The sequence below is a fragment of the Pseudomonas sp. CH61 genome, from assembly GCF_059429415.1.
The window spans coordinates 2504277-2523178 of sequence record NZ_CM182098.1 but is presented as its reverse complement, the minus strand read 5'-3'; the positions used below and the strand labels follow the sequence as shown (position 1 = coordinate 2523178).

Here is an 18902-nt window from a genome sequence, read left to right as displayed (position 1 = left end):
GGCGTCTTCGCTATGTGATTGTTATGCAAAGAGAGGCTAGAGAGCAGGCGAGGGGACGACCAGCAGATTGTATCGATGGCTGAGTATTGACGGCGTCAATAGGTGCGCCAGCGCTTGAATCCGTTAATGCAAAACGCCGGAGAATCGAAAGATTGTCCGGCGTTTTTTATGCGTGCTTTTCAGTGATCAGGCGGTGCGACCGCCCAGGGTTTCGGCAACCCAGTCGGCAATGTATTGCCCGGCATTGATGCTGTTGTCGAAGCTCGAATGCTGCACACCACCTTCACGTTCGGTGAAGATTTTCAGTTCACATTTTGGACTGTTGACCAGTTGTTCGTAGGTGCGATGCGCCCATTTCAACGGAATCTGCGAATCCTGTTCACCATGGGTCACCAGGAACGGCACCTTGATGCGGTCGAGCACGCCGTCGAGGTGGACGTTTTCGGCGATGCTCATGAACTCTTCGACGTCCTTGGCGCCCCACACCCAGCACACATGCGCCCAGTAATGCGGTACCGGGAAGCTGCCTTCCTTTTCCAGTCGACGCTTTTGCACATCACGCCAGTCGTGGTTGGCGCCCCATACAACACCGCAAGCGAAGCGCGGTTCGAATGCAACTGCACGCGGGCAGTAATAACCGCCCAACGAGACACCTTCGAGTCCAATGCGTGCAGCGTCAACGTCGCTTCGGGTTTCCAGCCAATCCACCACACGACTGGCCCAGTGTTCACTGTCGAATCGTGCAGTCAGGCCATGCAGGCGCAGCGCTTCGCCGGTGCCGGGCTGGTCGATGATCAGCGAAGAGATGCCGCGTTTCGCCAGCCAGGCTGGCAGGCCCACGCGGTATTTCATTTCCTTGGTCGAGTCCAGACCGTTGACCTGCACCAGTATCGGCGCCGGACCCTCGACGCCTTCGGCGCGTACGAGCAAGCCGGAAAGATGTTTGCCCTCGTACGGGATTTCCACCCGTTCACAGTTTTCACGCGACAGTTCGACGCCGCGCTTGAAGGTCTGCAGGAAACGTTGATAGAGCTCAGTGCGGCCCGGCGCACCGTGGGCTTGCAGGCGCTCGCAGGTCAGATAATAGGTGGCGGCGCGGTTGTATTTTTCGCCAGCCGAGAGCATCCGGCCATTGCCTTCGTCTTCCTCGGCCAGACCGCAAAGCTTGTCGGCCATTTTCGCCCAGGTTTCGCGAAAGGCGCGGGTGCCGGCCGCGTCCGGCTGCTTGGCCGCCTCTTGCAGCGGGGCGCACATCTCTTCGATTTCTCCCATACGCGCGCCCATTTCAATGGCCAGGTCGACAGAGAGATTCCAAACGTAGTTGGTCGGGAAATAGCGAAACATGATTATTGTTGTCCTTATGGTTGCCTTGGCATTCCCAAGGCACGTTAAGGATCACCCGACTAATTGGCCAATCGTGACGGCGGATACGAGGTATCGCGAGATACGATGGGCACGTGTTGCAGATGCTGGATGGATTCGCTGATGCGTTCGCGCAGCCAGCGGTGCATCGGGTCGCCGTCAACGCTGCGGTGCCACAGCATGTACTCGCGCATGACCGGGATTTTCACCGGTGGCGGCAGGATGCGCAGCGGCAGATAGTGCGCGTAGAGGTTCGCCAGGCGCTGGTGCATCGTGGCGATGCGCTGCGTGCCGACAATCAGTTGCGGCAGGGTATTGAAGTCGCTGGTGATCACTTCAATGCGCCGATTGAAGCCGTATTGATTCATGAACCATTCTTCGATGCTCATGTGCCGGGTACGGCCGAAGCCCACCGAAACATGGCCCATCTCCATGTACTGCTCAAGGGTCAGGGTGTCGCCGACTTGCGTATTGCCTTGCCACACCACGCACACGTGTTCTTCCTCGAACAGCAGGCGCGAAGGGTGGCCTTCAATGATGTAGCGCTCGGGAACAATCATCAGGTCGACTTCGCCACGCACCAGCAACTCGCCGGAGTTGTCGCTGGGGCCAAGCATTTCGAAGGTGATGTTGGGTGCTTGCTGGTGAATGTTCTGGATCACCTGGGCGAACAGCACGCTGATCAGATAGTCCGAAGTCACCAAGCGAAAATGGCGCTTGCTGGTGGCCGGGTCGAACACCGGTTTGGCGGTAATCGAGGACTGAATCGTCAGCAGGACTTCACGCACCGGTCTGGCCAGTTCCGTGGCGTAAGGCGTGGGCTGCATCTTGCGTCCCACCTGGACCAGCAACTCATCCTCGAAGTAGGTGCGCAAACGCGCAAGCACGCCGCTGGTGGCGGATTGGGTCATGTGCAGGCGTTCGGCAGCGCGGGTGATGTTCTGCTCTTCGAGCAATACATCAAGCGCGACCAGCAGGTTCAGGTCCAGATGGTTGAAACGCATGGGCAGGTCCGTTTTTGTATTTATTTTCGCAATACATTCGAACGAATCCATCGGCGCGTCAACCTTCGTCACAGGTATCGCGTTTGCCGATAGGTCGCATCCCGACTCGCGATTAGTCAGCTGCCAACCCTTGCGCCAATCTTCGCCGCAGTCGGCCCTGCCGCCGACACCACCACCGGTTTCCAGTCAGGCCCGGCGCGCTGCAAGGCGTCCATGGCGACAGTCACCGGATCATAATTTCAATGGAGTGGTAAGCCATGAACATCATTGGCCTTGATGCCCTGATTTTTGGCGTCGATGACATTCAAGCCTGCACCGATTGCCTGCGCGACTACGGCCTTGCGCCGGTCGGCGTTGACAGCAACGGCGGGCGTTTCGAAGCGCTGGACGGCACCGCCGTGATTATCCGCCGAGCCGACGATCCTGACTTGCCGGCGGCAATCGGCCCGGCGCCGTCGATTCGCGAGACGGTCTACGGGGTCGGCGCGATCAGCGATCTGGATGCCATCGAAGATGAGCTGGCCCGTGATCGTATCGTCCGTCGTGATCAACACGGCGTGCTGCACAGCGTTGACGACATGGGTTTCGCCATCGCTTTTCAGGTCAGCGTGCGCAAGCCGTACAGCGCACCGGATGACCTGACCAACGCCGCCGGCCATGCGCCACAGCGGCCGCTTAACCAGCCAGGCATTACCCTCGATATGGGCGCTGTTCCGCGCACTTTGTCCCACGTGGTGTATTTCGTGCCCGATGCGGCGAAAGCAGAAGCTTTTTACGCCGAGCGCTTGGGTTTTCGCACCACCGACACCTTCATTGGCGCCGGGCCGTTCATGCGACCGGCAGGCTCTGATGATCACCATTGCCTGTTCATGATCCAGACCCCGCCGCACATGAAAGGCTGCGAACATTTCACCTTCCACATGGGCAGTGGCACCGAAGTGCTGCTGGCCGGGACGCGTTTCGAGCAAAAAGGCTGGACCAGTTTCTGGGGCCCGGGCCGTCACCTGTTTGGCTCCAACTGGTTCTGGTACTTCAACAGTCCGTTGGGCTGCCACATCGAATATGACGCTGACATGGACAAGCACGATGACGCCTGGGAGGCCCGTCGCGCGCCGCTGTCGGCGGATAACTCGCAGTTGTTCCTGTTCAGTGCCAAAGAAAAATGGGCCCCCGGTGGCCCGCCGCCAAAACTCGGTTGAGGGCGACGCTGATCATGAGCGCTATTGCGCAGCCATTGTGTCGGCTGGACGAACTGGAGGAGGGCCGGGCGCGCGGATTCGACCCGTTGGCGCAGGGACGCGACAGCGTGTTTGCTCTGCGTCATGACGATCAGGTGCGGGTCTATCGCAACCGTTGTCCGCATCTGGACGTGCGCCTGGAGTATCGCAAGGACCGCTTCTTGTCCGCCGATGGCCAGTTGATCGTCTGTTACGCCCATGGTGCGCAATTTCTGCCGGCGACGGGCGAGTGCATCTACGGCCCGTGCCTGGGCCAGAGACTGGAGGCGCTGCCGTTCTGCGAGAAGGATGGCTGGCTGCTGGTGCAAATGCCTGAAGGGTTGCCGCTGCAGGGATAAATCGAGGTATCGCGTACGGCGATACATCGCATCCTTACTCGCGATTAGTCAAATCCCTGCTTTGCCGGGAAGCTTCATCCAACGATGCCGTGCCCGACGCAGCATCGATCACAAGAATAAAAAGAGAGAACACCATGAGTGCAGTGAACAACGTTCTGATCGTGGGCGGTGGTATCGGCGGCTTGTGTGCGGCCATCGCCTTGCGGCGTAAAGGTATCGAGGTCGACCTGATCGAGCTCAAGTCCGAATGGACAGTCTATGGCGTCGGGATTATTCAACAGAGCAACGTCGTCCGTGAGATGGCCAAGCTCGGCGTTCTCGACGGTTATCTGGACGCCGCTTATGCCTTCGAAGACGTCGCCATCTACGGCCCGGGCGGGCAACAACTGGCGCGCATTCCGGGTCAGCGACTGGCCGGCCCGCAATACCCTGCCAACGTCGGCATTTCCCGCTTGGCGCTGCACAAGGTCCTCAGCGAAACCGCCTTGCAACTCGGTGCCAACGTGCGTTTGGGCCTGAGTGTGGAAGCGCTGGACGACAACGGCACAGAGGTCGACGTGTTGTTTACCGACGGCAGTCGCGGCCGCTACGACCTGGTGGTCGGCGCCGACGGACTGTTTTCGAAAGTGCGCAGCCTGGTCTTCGGCGATGCCTACACCCCGCGTTTCACTGGCCAGTCGGTGTGGCGCTACAACTTTCCCCGCGCGCCACAAATCGACCATCTGGCCAACTATCAAAGCGCTGACGGCAACGCCGGGCTGGTGCCGCTGGCCGGCAACTTGATGTACCTGTTTCTGACCTCCCACGAACCGTCCAATCCGTGGATGGATCCTGCCGATCTGGCCGCGCAGATGCGCCAGCGCCTGCAAGGTTTTACTGGTTTGATCGGCGAACTGCGCGAGCAAATCACCGACAACAGCCAGGTCGTCTACAAGCCGATGGAAGTGGTGTTCGTCGATGAGCCGTGGCATCGCGGACGCGTCCTGCTGATTGGCGATGCGGCCCATGCGACCACGCCGCACCTCGGTCAAGGCGCCGGCATGGCCATCGAAGATGCGATTGTGCTCAGCGAAGAACTGACTCGCGAGCAGCCCGCCTCCAGCAGCGTCGAGCAGCAGCTGCAGCGCTTCATGGCGCGGCGCTTCGAACGTTGCAAATACATCAGCGAAAGCTCGGTGCTGGCCGGCGACAAGGAAATGCAACACGACCGCGCCTTCGATCGCATTGGCCTGGTCAAGCAAATGCTCGCGCGCACTGCCGAGCCAATCTAAGCCCCACCTGCGACTCATCCACAGCAGTTACCACTATAAAAACAAGAGGTTAACGCGATGGTTAGTTCTACGACTGCGGCGCTCACGCGTCGCCCGGTCTGCTCGTCTGCACCCTTTGGTTTGAGCGTTGCTGCGCTGCTGGTGCTGTGCAGCCAGGCCGCTCAGGCTTTCGACATCGATACCGGCAACCCGGACTTCAAGCTGCGCTGGGACAACACGATCAAGTACAGCGCTGCCTGGCGCACGCAGAATCCGAGCAGCAAATTGACCGAGGGTCAGGTAGCGCTCAATCAGGACGATGGTGATCGCGCGTTCAAAAAAGGCCTGATCTCCAATCGCACCGACATCCTCTCGGAGCTGGATCTGTCGTTTCAGGATTTCGGCGCACGTTTGAGCGGTGCAGCGTGGTACGACAGCGAGTACCAGGGCAACAACGACAATAACGATCCGTCCCGCGCCAACGCACGTTCGGTGGGCTACGACGAGTTCACCGACGACACCCGTCATTTGCACGGTGGCGACGGCGAAATCCTCGACGCGTTCGTCTACTGGAACGGTGAACTGGCCGACCGTGCAACCTCGGTGCGCGCCGGCCGTCATGGGCTGATCTGGGGCGAAAGCCTGTTCTTCGGCGCCAACGGTATTGCCGGTGGCATGGCCCCGGTTGACGTGGTCAAGGCGCAGTCGGTGCCTAACACGCAGTTCAAGGAAATCACCCGTCCGGTCAATCAACTGTCTGGCACCTTCCAACTGACTGACGACGTATCGCTCGGTGCCTACTACCAACTCGAATGGGAAGAAACCCGACTGCCCGCCGCTGGCAGTTATTTCTCCACCAGCGACACCATTGGCGAAGGCAATGAGCGCTTGATCGTCGGTGCGCCGTTTCCAGCATTTCTTGGCGGCAACCCGGCCAGTCCTGCCGCGTTTTTCCACGGCAATGACAAGGAAGCGCGCAGTTCGGGGCAGGGCGGTCTGCAACTGAAATACAGCGCCGAGACCGTCGAATACGGCCTCTACGCCATTCAGTACCACGACAAGACGCCGAAGCTGTATCTGAAACCGTCGACGGCGGCGCCGAACTTCAGCACCGGCCAGATCGGCGAGTACTACTGGGTTTACCCCGAAGACATTCGCGCGCTGGGCGCGAGTTTTTCCACCACCGTGGACGAGTACAGCTTCGCCGGTGAAGCGTCGATGCGCTGGAACATGCCGCTGGTTTCGAACGGTCAGACCGTGCTGCCCGGCGTCATTGCCGACAACGATGATGACGCGCTCTACGCGGTCGGGCGCACCGCTCACGTCAACCTGAACGTATTGGCTTCGTTTGGCCCGAACTTCATCGCCCGCGAGTCCGGACTGGTTGGCGAAGTGGCGTGGAACCGCCTGCTCAGCGTCACTAAAAATCGTGCCGCGCTGGACCCGAACGCCACCGATGATGGCCTCGGTTTCAAAGTCGTCTACACGCCGACCTACCGCCAGTTCTTCTCCGGCATCGATATCAGCATTCCAGTCGGCGTCAGTTATTTCCCGCTGGGCAAATCAGCGGTGGTCAGCTCGTTCGGCCCGGACAACGGTGGCGACATCAACATCGGCATCACCGCCACTTACCTCGATCGTGTCACGGCCGGCTTGACCTACACGCATTACTACGGCGCCGAGGACACCAACCTCAACGGCCTCAGCCAGTTCAATTACAAGCAATCGTTGAAGGATCGGGATTACCTCGCCTTCTCCGTCAAGACCACGTTTTAAGAGGACTTGCGCATGACTTCTCACCACCACAATCGTGTCCCGCGCCTTACGGCCCTGTGCTTTGCCTTGCTCGGAACGCTGACCGTCCTGAGTCAGGCTGCAACGGCGGCCACCGCAGAAGAGGCGGCCAAACTGTCGAGCAGTCTCACGCCAATGGGTGCCGAGCGCGCAGGCAATGCCGACGGCAGCATTCCGGCCTGGCAGGGCGGTTACACCAAGGTCGACCCGGCGTACAAACCGGGCGGCAAACGCAACGATCCGTTTGCGGCCGACAAGCCGCTGTTCAGCATCACCTCAAAGAATCTGGCGCAATACGCCGCCAAGCTCAGCGATGGCACCAAGGAAATGTTCAAGCGTTTTCCCGACACCTATCGCATCGATGTCTATCCGACCCGTCGCACCGCCGCCGCACCGCAATGGGTGTATGACAACACCCTGAAAAATGCCACCCGCGCCAAGCTGGTCGAGAGCAGCGCTGGACCGGTGCCCGAAGGTGCGTTTGGCGGTATTCCATTCCCGATCCCGCATAACGGCGCCGAAGCCATGTGGAACCACATCCTCAACTGGCGCGGCACGTCACTGGCCATGCACTTTCGCCATTACCTGATGACCGCAGACGGCAAACAGGTGATGACCACCGACGGCCAGGCGATTCAGGACATGCCGTATTACTACCAGGACGGCACGCCGGAAAGTTTCGCCGGTGATTACTGGCTGTTCCGCCTGCTTAACGTCGGCCCGCCGTTGCGTGCTGGCGAGCAGATCATGGGCCGCACCAACATCAACGGCGACAAGTCCCAGGCCCACGTCTATCTGACCGGCCAGCGCCGCGTGCGCAAGTTGCCGAATGCCTGCTGCGACACACCGACGCCGGCCACCGCCGGGGTGATGTCGTTCGATGAGTTGAGCGTTTTCCAGGGACGCATCGATCGCTTCGACTGGAAGCTGGTCGGCAAGCAGGAAATGTACATCCCTTACAACACCAACAAAGTCCTCACGGCAGGCAAACCGGAAGACCTGTTTCTGGCCCACCACATGAATCCCGATTACGTGCGCTGGGAACTGCACCGCGTATGGGTGGTAGACGCCGAACTCGCGCCGGGCAAGCGTCACCAGTTGCCGAAGGGCCGCTACTACCTCGACGAAGATACTTGGCAAGCCATGCTCGGCGATCGCTGGGACGCCAACGGCCAACTCGCCAAAACCTTGTGGTCGCTGCCAGCAGTGCTGCCGGATCTGCCAGCGCAAGCACAGCTGTCTTCGGGTTTCTACGACCTGACCTCCGGCGCCTGGTTTATCCAGAACGTCTACACCGGTCTGCCTGAGCAATACGGCGTGGTCGATCGCTACAAGGCGTCGGAATTCTCGCCGGCGGCGATGGCGGGTGCCGGGGTTCGTTGAATCGGGCCGGATCGCCACACGCTGTGGCGATCCGGTTTCACAGGTGGTTTCGAGGTCGGTATGAACAGAATCTGTCAGGTGCTCGGGCGGTTGTTGGCGCTGCTGGCGCTGCCTTGCGTATTACCCGTGAGTCAGGCTCAGGCCGCTGCCGTCGGCGATGTATTGCACACCCCGGCGATGCGCGCGCCACAGGCCCGCCAAGCGGTCTTGCTTGATCTGGCGCGGGCAGGTGCGCGGTTGGTGGCGGTCGGCGAACGCGGCATCGTCTTGCTCTCCGATGACAACGGCATCAATTGGCGGCAGGCGCAGGTACCGGTCTCCGTCAGCCTTACGGCGGTGCAATTTGTCGATGCCAGCACGGGTTGGGCGGTCGGCCATGCCGGTGCGGTGCTGGTCTCCCACGACGGTGGGGAAAACTGGGCGTTGCAGCTGGACGGCAACCGCGCTGCGCAACTGGAGTTGGACACCGCACGCGAACAACTGCCGACAGCCACTGACCCCGACGCAGCGACGGCACGCGTGCAAACCGCCGAACGGATGGTCAGCGAAGGTGCGGACAAACCGTTTCTCAGCCTCAAGTTCACCGATGCGCGTCACGGCCTGATCGTCGGCGCCTACGGCCTCGCGTTTACCACCGAAGACGGCGGCGTGAGCTGGCAGTCGCTGATGGGCCATATCGACAATCCGATGGGCGCGCACCTGTATGCCATCGCGCAACAAGGCGAGCGTTGGTTCATCGCCGGCGAGCAAGGCTATGTGGCGCGTTCCGAGGACGGTGGACAATCCTTCGTCGCGCTCGACAGCCCGTACAGCGGCAGCTTTTTCGCCCTGCAAGTACGCGATGACGGCGCGCTGCTGGCGGCTGGGTTGAAAGGCAACGCGTTCATTTCCACCGACGACGGCAACAGCTTCGTGCCCGCGCCCGTACCGATGCCGGTGTCCTTCAGTGATGCGATCCGCAGCGCTGACGGCCAGCTGTTGTTGGTCAATCAGGCGGGCGCAATGTTTCGCACCACGGGCGACGCACCCACCCTGCAGCCTTTCGGCAAACCGCTGGGCAAACCGATTGCCAGCGTCGTGCAGGCCGCCGATGGCAGCCTGGTGCTGGCCGGTTTCACCGGGGTGACGCGCCTGGCGTCGCCCACTGCTACAGCTTCGGAGTGAGGTTATGAAACCATTCGACAACGCCACGGCCAGCCTGGCGAGTTTCGACCCGCGCTCCGGCTCGGTCGTGGAACGCTCTTTGTTCAATCACCGGTTGTGGGTGTTGCTGGTGTGCCTGGTGACCACGCTTTTCCTGGGCTATCAGGCCACGCGCGTCGAGCTGAACGCCAGTTTCGAAAAGATGATTCCCACGCAGCAACCTTACATCGCCAATTATCTGCAACATCAAAAGCAGCTCAGCGGTCTGGGCAACTCCTTGCGCATCGTCGTCGCCAATCGCCACGGCGATATCTACGACGCTGAATATCTGAAAACCTTGCAGGCCTTGAGCGACAAGCTTTACCTGCTGCCCGGCGTCGACCGTGCCTACATGAAGTCGCTGTGGACGCCCGCAACACGCTGGGTCGCAGTGACTGAAGACGGACTGGATGGCGGCCCGGTGATTCCGGACGATTATGCCGGCACCCCGACCAGTCTCGAGGCCTTGCGCCGCAACGTGCAGCGCTCCAACGAGCTCGGCCAACTGGTAGCGTTCGATCAAACCTCGAGCATCATTTACGTGCCGTTGCTGGCGACGACGGCCGACGGCCAGGCGCTGAATTACTCGGTGCTGTCGGAGCAACTGGAAGCGTTGCGCAGCGAGTACCAGAACGACAGGATCGACATTCACATCACCGGTTTCGCGAAAAAGGTCGGCGACCTGATTGCCGGGCTCAAGCAGATCCTGTTGTTCTTCGCCGTCGCAATCCTGATCACCACCGCCGTGCTGTTCTGGTACACGCGCTGCCTGCGCAGCACGGTGCTGGTGGTGTTCTGTTCGCTGGTGGCGGTGGTCTGGCAGCTGGGTCTGTTGCCGTTGCTCGACTATCAACTGGATCCGTACTCGGTGCTGGTGCCGTTTCTGGTGTTCGCCATCGGCATGAGCCACGGTGCGCAGAAGATGAACGGCATCATGCAGGACATCGGTCGCGGCATGCACCGGGTGGTGGCGGCGCGATTCACCTTCCGCCGACTGTTCCTGGCCGGGCTGACGGCATTGCTCTGCGACGCGGTGGGTTTCGCCGTGCTGATGCTGATCAAGATCCAGGTGATTCAGGATCTGGCGGTGATCGCCAGTATCGGTGTGGCGGTGCTGATTTTCACCAACCTGATTCTGCTGCCGGTGTTGCTGTCCTATGTCGGCGTAACGCCGCGTGCGGCGCAACTTAGCCTGAAGAGCGAGCAGAACGACCAGACCGGCGCGCGGCGTCATGGCTTCTGGCGTTTTCTCGATCTGTTTACCCGACGTCGCTGGGCCAGCCTGTGCATTGCCATCAGCCTGGCGTTGGCGGCATTGGGTTTTGTGGTCAGCCTGCAATTGAAGATCGGTGATCTGGATGCCGGCGCACCGGAGCTGCGGGCCGACTCACGCTACAACCAGGACGATGCGTTTCTGACCCGGCATTACGGCGCCAGCAGTGATTTGTTCGCAGTGATGGTGAAGACCCCGGCCGGGCAGTGTGCGCGTTACGACATCCTCGCCAAGGTCGATGCGCTGGACTGGCAACTGCGCGCGCTGCCGGGGGTGGATTCGACCAACTCGTTGGCCTTGCTCAACCGCCGCATGCTGGTTGGCCTCAGCGAAGGCAGCGCCAAGTGGTACGAGCTGCAGAACAATCAGGCGATGCTCAACATGATCACCGCCAGTGCGCCACGCGGCTTGTACAACGAGGATTGCAGCCTGCTCACGCTGTACGCCTACCTCACCGACCACAAGGCTGAAACGCTGACGCGGCTGGTCGAACACGTCGAGCAATTCGCCGCAGCCAATAACGACAAGGATGTGCAGTTCCTGCTGGCAGCGGGCAATGCCGGCATTGAGGCGGCGACCAATATCGTGGTCAAGCAAGCCAATCGCGAGATGCTGTTCTGGGTTTACGGAGCGGTGATCGTCCTGTGCCTGATGACCTTCCGCTCGTGGCGCGCCACGCTGTGCGCGGTGATTCCACTGATGGTCACCTCGATCCTCTGCGAAGCGTTGATGGTCTGGCTGAACATCGGCGTGAAGGTCGCGACGTTGCCGGTGATCGCGTTGGGTGTCGGCATTGGCGTCGACTATGCGTTGTATGTGATGAGCATCCTGCTTGGTCATCTGCGCCAGGGCGCGAGCCTGTCAGAAGCCTATTACCGCGCCCTGGTGTCCACCGGCAAAGTGGTGATGCTTACCGGCATCACGCTCGCCATTGGCGTGGCCACGTGGATCTTCTCGCCGATCAAATTCCAGGCCGACATGGGCGTGCTGCTGGCGTTCATGTTCGTCTGGAACATGGTCGGCGCGCTGCTGCTGTTGCCAGCGCTGGCGTACTTCCTGCTGCCTGCACGGCGCACGAACACCGACGCAGAAACGCCGGCGGAGGCCATCGATCTGAGCCTGCCATCGCGAGCCGTGGCGGTAGATATTCATCAAGCGCGTTATCGGGAGACCTGTCATGGCCGTTGAGTCTTCATTGGAAAACAGCGGCCGTCGCGCCGGTTTGACGCAATCGTTGCTGTTGCTGCTCGGCAGCTGTCTGCCAGTGCTCGGCGCGGTATTGCTCGCACCGGTGTTACCGCGCATGCAGGCACATTTTGCCGATGTTGCAGGCAGCGCGGTGCTGGTGCCGATCGTGCTGACGTTGCCAGCATTGATGATTGCAGTACTGGCGCCGTTTGCCGGGGTCATCGCTGATCGGCTCGGGCGCAAACCGCTGTTGTTGGCGAGTATGGCCCTGTACACGCTCTGCGGTGTGTTGCCGCTGTGGCTGGATTCGCTGCCGGCGATTGTCGCCAGCCGCGCTGGTATCGGTCTGGCAGAGGCGGGGATCATGACCTGTTGCACCACGCTGATGGGCGACTACTACAGCGGCGCCCGACGCGAGCGCTTGTTCGCCTTGCAGATGGTCGCGACCTCACTGTCCGCTGCGGTGTTTATCGCGCTGGGTGGGTTTCTCGGTCAGGACGACTGGCGCACGCCGTTTGCGTTGTACGCAGTCGGACTGATTTTCCTGCCGCTGATGGCGTGGAAACTCTGGGAACCGCAACCCCGCGTGCAACCGGCAGCAACGGTGCCGACGCCAGTCCCGCGCCTGTTTCCGTGGCGCGCACTGACACCCCTGTATGCGTTGTCGCTGCTCGCGGGCCTGAGCCTGTTCATCGTGCCGGTGCAGGCCGGCTACTTGCTCAACTTGTTGCACGTGGATGCGCCGCAGCAGATCGGCATGACCATGGGCGCCAATCAACTCGGTGTGCTCGCCGGGGCCTTGAGTTTTCGTTTATTGAGCGGTCTGCGCAGCCAGCATGTGTTGCTGATTGCCTATGGCCTGGCCGGCATTGGCGGCTTGTTGATGGCCGCCGCCGGCAGCCACGCGCAAGTGGTGGTGGCGGTTCTGGTCAATGGTCTGGGCATCGGCCTGATGTTGCCGACGTTGATCACCTGGATCATGGCGCAAGTCGGGTTTGCTCAGCGTGGGCGAGCGGCGGGGTGCTTCACCGCCGCGATTTTCGCAGGCGAGTTCATCAGTCCGCTGGTGGTGCTCGCCATCACTTCCGGGGCTTCCACGGCGTTGCCGCAAGCGTTGGCCATGATCGGTTGGCTGCAACTGGTCGTGGCGCTGTTTTGTCTGTCCGTGCCGAGGCTCGGTGGTCTATTGATCCGCACGAATGTTGGCGGGCACGACTCCATCAGCAACGGCCATTGAACGAGGATTTTCCATGCAAGCGCTTCCCCCATTCAAGCGCGTGGTCACCGGGCATGATGCCCACGGCCGCGCCGTCGTCGCCAGTCACGCAGCAACGGCCAACGTTTTCGCGCTGCAATCGGTGCCGGGCACGGTGTTTCATGAAATATGGAACAGCAGCGGCAGTCCGGCACTGCTCGACAATGCCGATGATCCAACCAGCAAACCTTTACAGCTGAGCCCCGACCCGCAGGGCAGTGTGATTCGCGTCGTCGATATTCCGCCAGACAGCGTGCAGAACCAGGTCAGCGCTGCCGATGCAGCGGCCGCATTCGCCGAGATTTGCCAGGCGCATGCCGGCACCGGCCAAGCGAACTCGCGGCACAAACTGATGCACCGCACCGAAACCCTCGATTACGGCATCGTCACCGAAGGCGAAGTCTGGCTGGTGCTCGACGATGAAGAGGTCCACCTCAAACGCGGCGACGTGGTGGTTCAGCGCGGCACCAATCACGCGTGGAGCAACCGTACCGAGGCCATGGCGCGCATGGTGTTTATTCTGCTGGACGGGCGTTTCGCCGCTGAACTGCAAAACTGCCCGGGAGAAAAATCATGAAGCTTGCGACCCTGAAAAACGGTAGCCGTGACGGCCAATTGGTGGTGGTTTCGCGCGACATGGCCCGGGCGCTGGACGCCCGTTCGGTAGCGCCGACCTTGCAGCACGCCATCGAAAACTGGCGCGAAGCCGAGCCGCGTTTGCAGGCCTTGGCGCGTGAGCTTGAAAACCACGATTGCCGCGAGGCCTTTGCCTTCGACCCCGCGCAGGCGATGGCACCGTTGCCGCGTGCTTACCAATGGTGCGATGGCTCGGCGTTTCTCAGCCACGGCGCGCTGATGCAGAAGGCGTTCAACCTCGACCCGATTGAAGGCGCTGACCGTACGCCGTTGATGTATCAGGGCGCCGGTGATGACTTCATCGGCGCACACGATGACATCGAACTGCCGAGCGAAAGCCAGGGCATCGATTTCGAAGGCGAATTTGTCGTGCTGGTCGATGATGTGCCGATGGGCTGTTCGGCGGAAAACGCGTTGCAACACATCAAGCTGATCCTGCAGATCAATGATGTCAGCCTGCGTGCGCTGGCACCGCGTGAAATGCGCACCGGTTTTGGATTTCTGCAAGCCAAGCCGTCCTCCAGTTTTGCCCCGCTGGCGATTACCCCGGATGAACTCGGCGAAGCCTGGCGAGACGGTCGCGTCAATTTGCCCCTGCAAGTGCAGTGGAACGGTGAGTGGTTTGGCCAGCCGCACGGCGCGCAGATGAACTTTCATTTTGGCGAGCTGATCGCCCACGCGGCCCTGACCCGTCGCCTGCGCGCCGGTACGCTGATCGGTTCCGGCACGGTGTCGAACGCCGAGCGCAACGTCGGCTCGGCGTGCATCGCCGAACGCCGGGCCATCGAGATGATCGAGCAAGGCGCGCCGGTGACAGGCTTCATGCGTTTCGATGATCGTGTGCGCATGGACGTCACCGGCAGCGATGGCCGGTCACTGTTTGGTGCGATCGATCAACGCGTCGTCAAAGCCAACGGCTAAGGAACGCCCATGCGTGTACTGATTACCGGAGCCAATGGCTTTGTCGGTCGCGAACTGCTGCGTTGTCTGCTCGCGCGCGGCAGTTTGCGCGGGCAAGTCATTCGTTCGTTGCTGGTGCTCGACACTGATGTCCAAGACCTGCCAGACGATCCGCGCCTGCGTCGGCACAGCGGCAGCGTAACGGATGCGGCGTTGATGCGCCGTGTCCTCGCCGATGGCATCGATGTGGTGTTTCACTTGGTCAGCGTCCCCGGCGGAGCGGCGGAGGCGCATTACGAACTGGGTTATCAGGTCAACCTGCTGGCCAGCCTCGAACTGCTCGATCAACTGCGCAACAAGGCGCGACCACCGGTGCTGGTGTATGCCAGCAGCGTCGCGGTGTACGGCGCGGATCTGCCGGCGAAGATGAACGAGCAGGCTGAACTGCACCCGCAACTGTCGTACGGCACACACAAGATGATGGTTGAGCGCGCGCTGATCGATCTGGGTCGGCGCGGTGAAGTCGACAGCCGCGCGGTGCGCCTGCCGGGCATTGTCGCGCGCCCGCGCGAACCCAACGGCTTGCGCTCGGCCTTCATGAGCGACTTGATGCGTGCCTTTGCCGAGGGCGCTGACTATTGCTGCCCGGTGTCGCCGCAGGCTACGGCGTGGTGGATGTCGGCGCGCTGTTGCGTGAACAACTTGATCCACGCTGCCGAACTGGATAACGCCGCCGCGCAACAGCGGGTCTGGCAACTGCCGGTGCTGCAGTTGTCCATCGCCCAGGTCATCGATGCACTGGCGGCAACTTACGGCGAGCAACGCCGTGCGCTGATCAGTTTCGCCGCTGACCGTGACCTCGAAACACTGTTCGGGCGCATGCCGCCCTTGAAAACCCCGCAGGCCCGCGCTGCCGGTTTCTGCCATGACGGCAACGTCGCCACGCTTATTCGCAACGCCCTCAATCCGGCCCCTTATCGGCCTCTGCCGTTGAACGGAGATACGCCTCATGTCACAGCCCATCCAGCGTAAACGTCGTCTGGTCGACCTTTCGGTGACCCTCGATAACAACCCGTACACAGATCCGCCACCGCTGTTGCCGAAAATCGATTACATGGATCACCAACAAGGCTGGCCCGAGATGGCGGCGATGTTTCCGGGTTTGCAGCTTGAGCAGATGCCCGGGCATGAATCGTGGGCCGCTGAGCGCTTGCAGATCACCACTCACAGCGGCACCCACATGGATGCGCCTTGGCACTACGCCTCGACCACCGATGGCGGCGAGCCGGCGTTTGGCATCGATGAGTTGCCGCTGGACTGGTGTTTGCAGCCGGGGGTCAAACTGGATTTTCGCCATTTGCCCGACGGTCACGTGGTCACGGCAGAAGAGGTCGAAGCGGAACTGGCGCGTATCGAGCACACGTTGCAACCGCTGGATATCGTGCTGATCAACACCCGCGCCGGGGCACTGTTCGGTCAGCCGGGTTACCTCGATGCCGGCATCGGCATGGGGCGCGAAGCGACGATGTATCTACTGGAACGTGGCGTGCGCGTGGTCGGCACCGACGCCTGGAGCTGGGACGCGCCGTTCAAATACACCCGTGAGCGTTTTGCCGCCAGCGGCGATGCCTCGATCATCTGGGAAGGGCATAAGGCCGGGCGCGATATCGGCTACGGGCAAATGGAAAAACTGGCCAACCTTGCGTCCCTGCCAGCGAGCGGCTTCACGGTGTCGTGCTTTCCTTACAAGATCCGGCATGCGTCAGCAGGTTTTGTGCGCGCAGTGGCCATTTTCGAAGAGTGATCGGGCTGTTTGAAGCATTCCTTTAACGACAGTAAGAGAACGGCAGGCTTTGAACACAGTGGACGGCGTTTGCCGCCGCCACTGTTCTGAGGCCATCAACCCGTTGGATTGCGCAGTCGCTCGATGATTCTGCGGGCACGATTGGCTCCGACGTCGACATGAATATCAATCATCGGGCGCGTACCGAACCGGCACATGTTCTGGTACTGCGCTTCGATCACCACTTTGTCTTCGTCGAACGTCAATCGCGTCTGATGCAGAACTTTGGCTGTGACGGCCTCGGGATCATGTTCAGGGTTGGTGGCCATGGTCCAGAAATAGTGGCTTGTGGTGTCTGTTTCCGGTGTCACGCCGTGAAAGCCGCGCATATGAAAACCGCCTCGATCGGGGTTGTTCAGATCGTCCGTGCCCGCGTCTGTCGCGCCGGTCCAGATGCGCAGGTGATTGAAGTGAAATTCTATTTCCTGCCAGCGGTCGATGTTGCCTTTGAACGGGTAGGCGGCGGTGTAGGTCGGCGGCGGAACGGAATCGGGCATGTGGCGAACCACACGAACCATCGAGTCATCACCATCGACGTTCATCTGCGCGTTCATGTGAATGCTGGCGTTGCCATCAATGGTGTGCAGATGGACATAGCCCAGATGGCTGAGATCCATGAGGTTATCGTGGATGAGTTGATAGGGCGCGTCGTAGTGGTAGACATCACCGTCGAACAGGTATTTACCGCTGCTGTGCACGTCGTAGACCGGTGGTGCGAATGTCGGCTCTTGGTGCTCTGCGCTGCCAAACCAGATCCAGATGATCTGATCCTGCTCCCGGACGGGGTAGGCAGGGACTTTGGCTTTGCTCGGGATCTTGTCCTGGCCCGGAATTTCGATGCATTTACCGCCTTCATTGAACAGCAGACCGTGGTAACCGCAGCGCAAACCACGTTCCTCCACCGTGCCGCCGGACAGCGGCAGTGCTCGATGGCAGCAGCGATCTTCCAGCGCGGCGACCTGGTTATCCGCCGTGCGAAAAAGCACCACGGGTTTATTCAGTAACGTACGGCCAAGGGGCTGGTCTTTCAGTTCCCGGCTCAAGGCCGCGACGTACCATTGATCGAGGGGGAAACTCGGCACGGTGGCCGGGGCGATTTCATGGGCAAGGGGTTGGGCAGCAGTTGTCATGATGTTCTCCGGCGAGCGGTCGATGCTCGGTTCAGGTCAAAGATCCAATACCAGACGGGGCGATTTGGCACGTGAGCGGCACGGGGTGAAACGGTCATTGGCAGCGTGTTCGGCGGCGGTCATGAACTGGTCACGGTGATCGCCAATGCCTTCGAGCAAGCCCGTGACACAGGTGCCGCAGACGCCTTGCTCGCACGATGATTCGATGGCAATCCCGGCCTCATCGAGCACTTCGAAAACGGTGCGATCGGCGGGGATGTAAAAAATCTGTCCTGTACTCGCCAGTTGAACTTCGAAGGGCGAATCCGCGCTTGCATCGACAGGTGCGGCGGCGAAAAACTCTCTGTGCACGCGATCTTCCGGCCAGCCAGCGGTCTGCGCGGTGTCGAGGATGAAATTCATGAAGCCGGCGGGGCCGCACACGTAAAGGTGCGTCGTGGTACCTGGCGCGGCGAGGAGGGCGGTTGCATCGAGTTTCTGTTCGGGCGATCCGCTGTCGTCATGCAAATGCACGTGGCTGGCGAAGGGCGCTTGCTTGAGCCATTGGATAAACGCGGCACGCTCGCTGGATCGGAAGCTGTAATGCAGCTCGAAATCTGCGCTTTGATGATGAAGTTCATGGGCCATCGCCAACATCGGTGTGATGCCAATGCCGCCGCCGAACAGCAAGTGACGCTCCGCTGAATCGGCGAGTGGGAAGAGGTTGCGTGGTTCGCTGATGCTGAGAATCTGTCCCTGACTGATGGTGTCGTGCATTGCAGCAGAACCGCCGCGGGAGGCAGGATCCTTCAGCACACTGATGACGTAGCGATGACGTTCTCGGGAGTCATTACACAGCGAGTATTGCCGGGTGAGGCCGCCGGCAATGTGGATGTCGATGTGAGCACCGGCGTTGAACGGTGGTAATGGGCGACCGTCCGCTGCGCACAGCTCGAAACTGCAAATACCCTCGGCCTCAACGACTTTGCGGGTGACGTTGACTTGAAGCATGACTTCTCCCTCCACATTGAAGTGGCTGCTGAAAAACGAACGGCAAAAAAGGGTGCGAGCGGGTGACGAATCAGCCGGGCGCGAAGAAGCAGGAGGAGTGGCTAATCATGGGCGCCAGGGAAGGGCACGGTTGGCG

16 protein-coding genes are annotated in these 18902 nt (G+C 60.8%); 12 read left to right on the top strand and 4 right to left on the bottom strand.

The window, feature by feature from the left end:
- Positions 1 to 186: 186 nt before the first annotated feature.
- Together AC5SEM_RS11260 and AC5SEM_RS11255 are read right to left on the bottom strand one after the other, a co-directional pair.
- A complete protein-coding gene (locus AC5SEM_RS11260) occupies positions 187 to 1344 on the bottom strand; it encodes an alpha/beta hydrolase family protein (protein ID WP_212622041.1) in 1158 nt (385 codons plus the stop codon).
- Positions 1345 to 1403: 59 nt separating this feature from the next.
- Positions 1404 to 2366 (bottom strand): LysR family transcriptional regulator, encoded by a 963-nt coding sequence (locus AC5SEM_RS11255; RefSeq protein ID WP_150729173.1) that lies wholly within the window; start codon positions 2364 to 2366, stop codon positions 1404 to 1406.
- Positions 2367 to 2623: 257 nt separating this feature from the next.
- On the opposite strand from AC5SEM_RS11255, the gene AC5SEM_RS11250 reads away from it, so the two are divergent.
- The 12 genes from AC5SEM_RS11250 to AC5SEM_RS11195 all read left to right on the top strand — a co-directional run bounded on the left by AC5SEM_RS11250 (position 2624) and on the right by AC5SEM_RS11195 (position 16607).
- The gene (locus AC5SEM_RS11250; protein ID WP_495473006.1) at positions 2624 to 3565 is read left to right on the top strand and encodes a VOC family protein; all 942 of its coding nucleotides are present in this window, start codon (positions 2624 to 2626) and stop codon (positions 3563 to 3565) included.
- 14 nt (positions 3566 to 3579) lie between these two features.
- Positions 3580 to 3942, top strand: coding sequence for a Rieske (2Fe-2S) protein (locus tag AC5SEM_RS11245; RefSeq protein WP_495473005.1), 363 nt, complete (start codon positions 3580 to 3582; stop codon positions 3940 to 3942).
- 134 nt (positions 3943 to 4076) lie between these two features.
- Positions 4077 to 5213: an FAD-dependent oxidoreductase gene (locus tag AC5SEM_RS11240; protein ID WP_495473004.1), complete on the top strand. Its 1137-nt coding sequence runs from the start codon at positions 4077 to 4079 to the stop codon at positions 5211 to 5213.
- Positions 5214 to 5270: 57 nt separating this feature from the next.
- Positions 5271 to 6968, top strand: a complete 1698-nt coding sequence (locus AC5SEM_RS11235; RefSeq protein WP_495473003.1) for a DUF1302 domain-containing protein — start codon at positions 5271 to 5273, stop codon at positions 6966 to 6968.
- Positions 6969 to 6980: 12 nt separating this feature from the next.
- The gene (locus AC5SEM_RS11230) at positions 6981 to 8369 is read left to right on the top strand and encodes a DUF1329 domain-containing protein (RefSeq protein ID WP_495473002.1); all 1389 of its coding nucleotides are present in this window, start codon (positions 6981 to 6983) and stop codon (positions 8367 to 8369) included.
- 60 nt (positions 8370 to 8429) lie between these two features.
- Complete coding sequence (locus AC5SEM_RS11225) at positions 8430 to 9533, top strand: WD40/YVTN/BNR-like repeat-containing protein (protein WP_495473001.1); 1104 nt, start codon at positions 8430 to 8432, stop codon at positions 9531 to 9533.
- 4 nt (positions 9534 to 9537) lie between these two features.
- A complete protein-coding gene (locus AC5SEM_RS11220; protein ID WP_495473000.1) occupies positions 9538 to 12012 on the top strand; it encodes an efflux RND transporter permease subunit in 2475 nt (824 codons plus the stop codon).
- A complete protein-coding gene (locus AC5SEM_RS11215) occupies positions 12002 to 13249 on the top strand; it encodes an MFS transporter (protein WP_495472999.1) in 1248 nt (415 codons plus the stop codon). Before AC5SEM_RS11220 ends, AC5SEM_RS11215 begins: the two co-directional genes overlap by 11 nt.
- Positions 13250 to 13262: 13 nt before the next feature.
- A complete protein-coding gene (locus tag AC5SEM_RS11210; protein WP_495472998.1) occupies positions 13263 to 13844 on the top strand; it encodes a cupin domain-containing protein in 582 nt (193 codons plus the stop codon).
- Positions 13841 to 14824, top strand: a complete 984-nt coding sequence (locus tag AC5SEM_RS11205) for a fumarylacetoacetate hydrolase family protein (RefSeq protein WP_495472997.1) — start codon at positions 13841 to 13843, stop codon at positions 14822 to 14824. Before AC5SEM_RS11210 ends, AC5SEM_RS11205 begins: the two co-directional genes overlap by 4 nt.
- A gap of 9 nt (positions 14825 to 14833) precedes the next feature.
- Positions 14834 to 15835, top strand: a complete 1002-nt coding sequence (locus AC5SEM_RS11200; RefSeq protein WP_495472996.1) for an NAD-dependent epimerase/dehydratase family protein — start codon at positions 14834 to 14836, stop codon at positions 15833 to 15835.
- Positions 15813 to 16607: a cyclase family protein gene (locus AC5SEM_RS11195; protein ID WP_495472995.1), complete on the top strand. Its 795-nt coding sequence runs from the start codon at positions 15813 to 15815 to the stop codon at positions 16605 to 16607. Before AC5SEM_RS11200 ends, AC5SEM_RS11195 begins: the two co-directional genes overlap by 23 nt.
- A gap of 95 nt (positions 16608 to 16702) precedes the next feature.
- Here the strand turns inward: AC5SEM_RS11195 and AC5SEM_RS11190 are convergent, their stop codons facing one another.
- Entirely contained in the window at positions 16703 to 17776 is a 1074-nt protein-coding gene (locus AC5SEM_RS11190; protein ID WP_495472994.1) for a Rieske 2Fe-2S domain-containing protein, read from the bottom strand.
- Between the two features lie 36 nt (positions 17777 to 17812).
- Positions 17813 to 18766: a PDR/VanB family oxidoreductase gene (locus AC5SEM_RS11185; protein WP_495472993.1), complete on the bottom strand. Its 954-nt coding sequence runs from the start codon at positions 18764 to 18766 to the stop codon at positions 17813 to 17815.
- Positions 18767 to 18902: the final 136 nt, after the last annotated feature.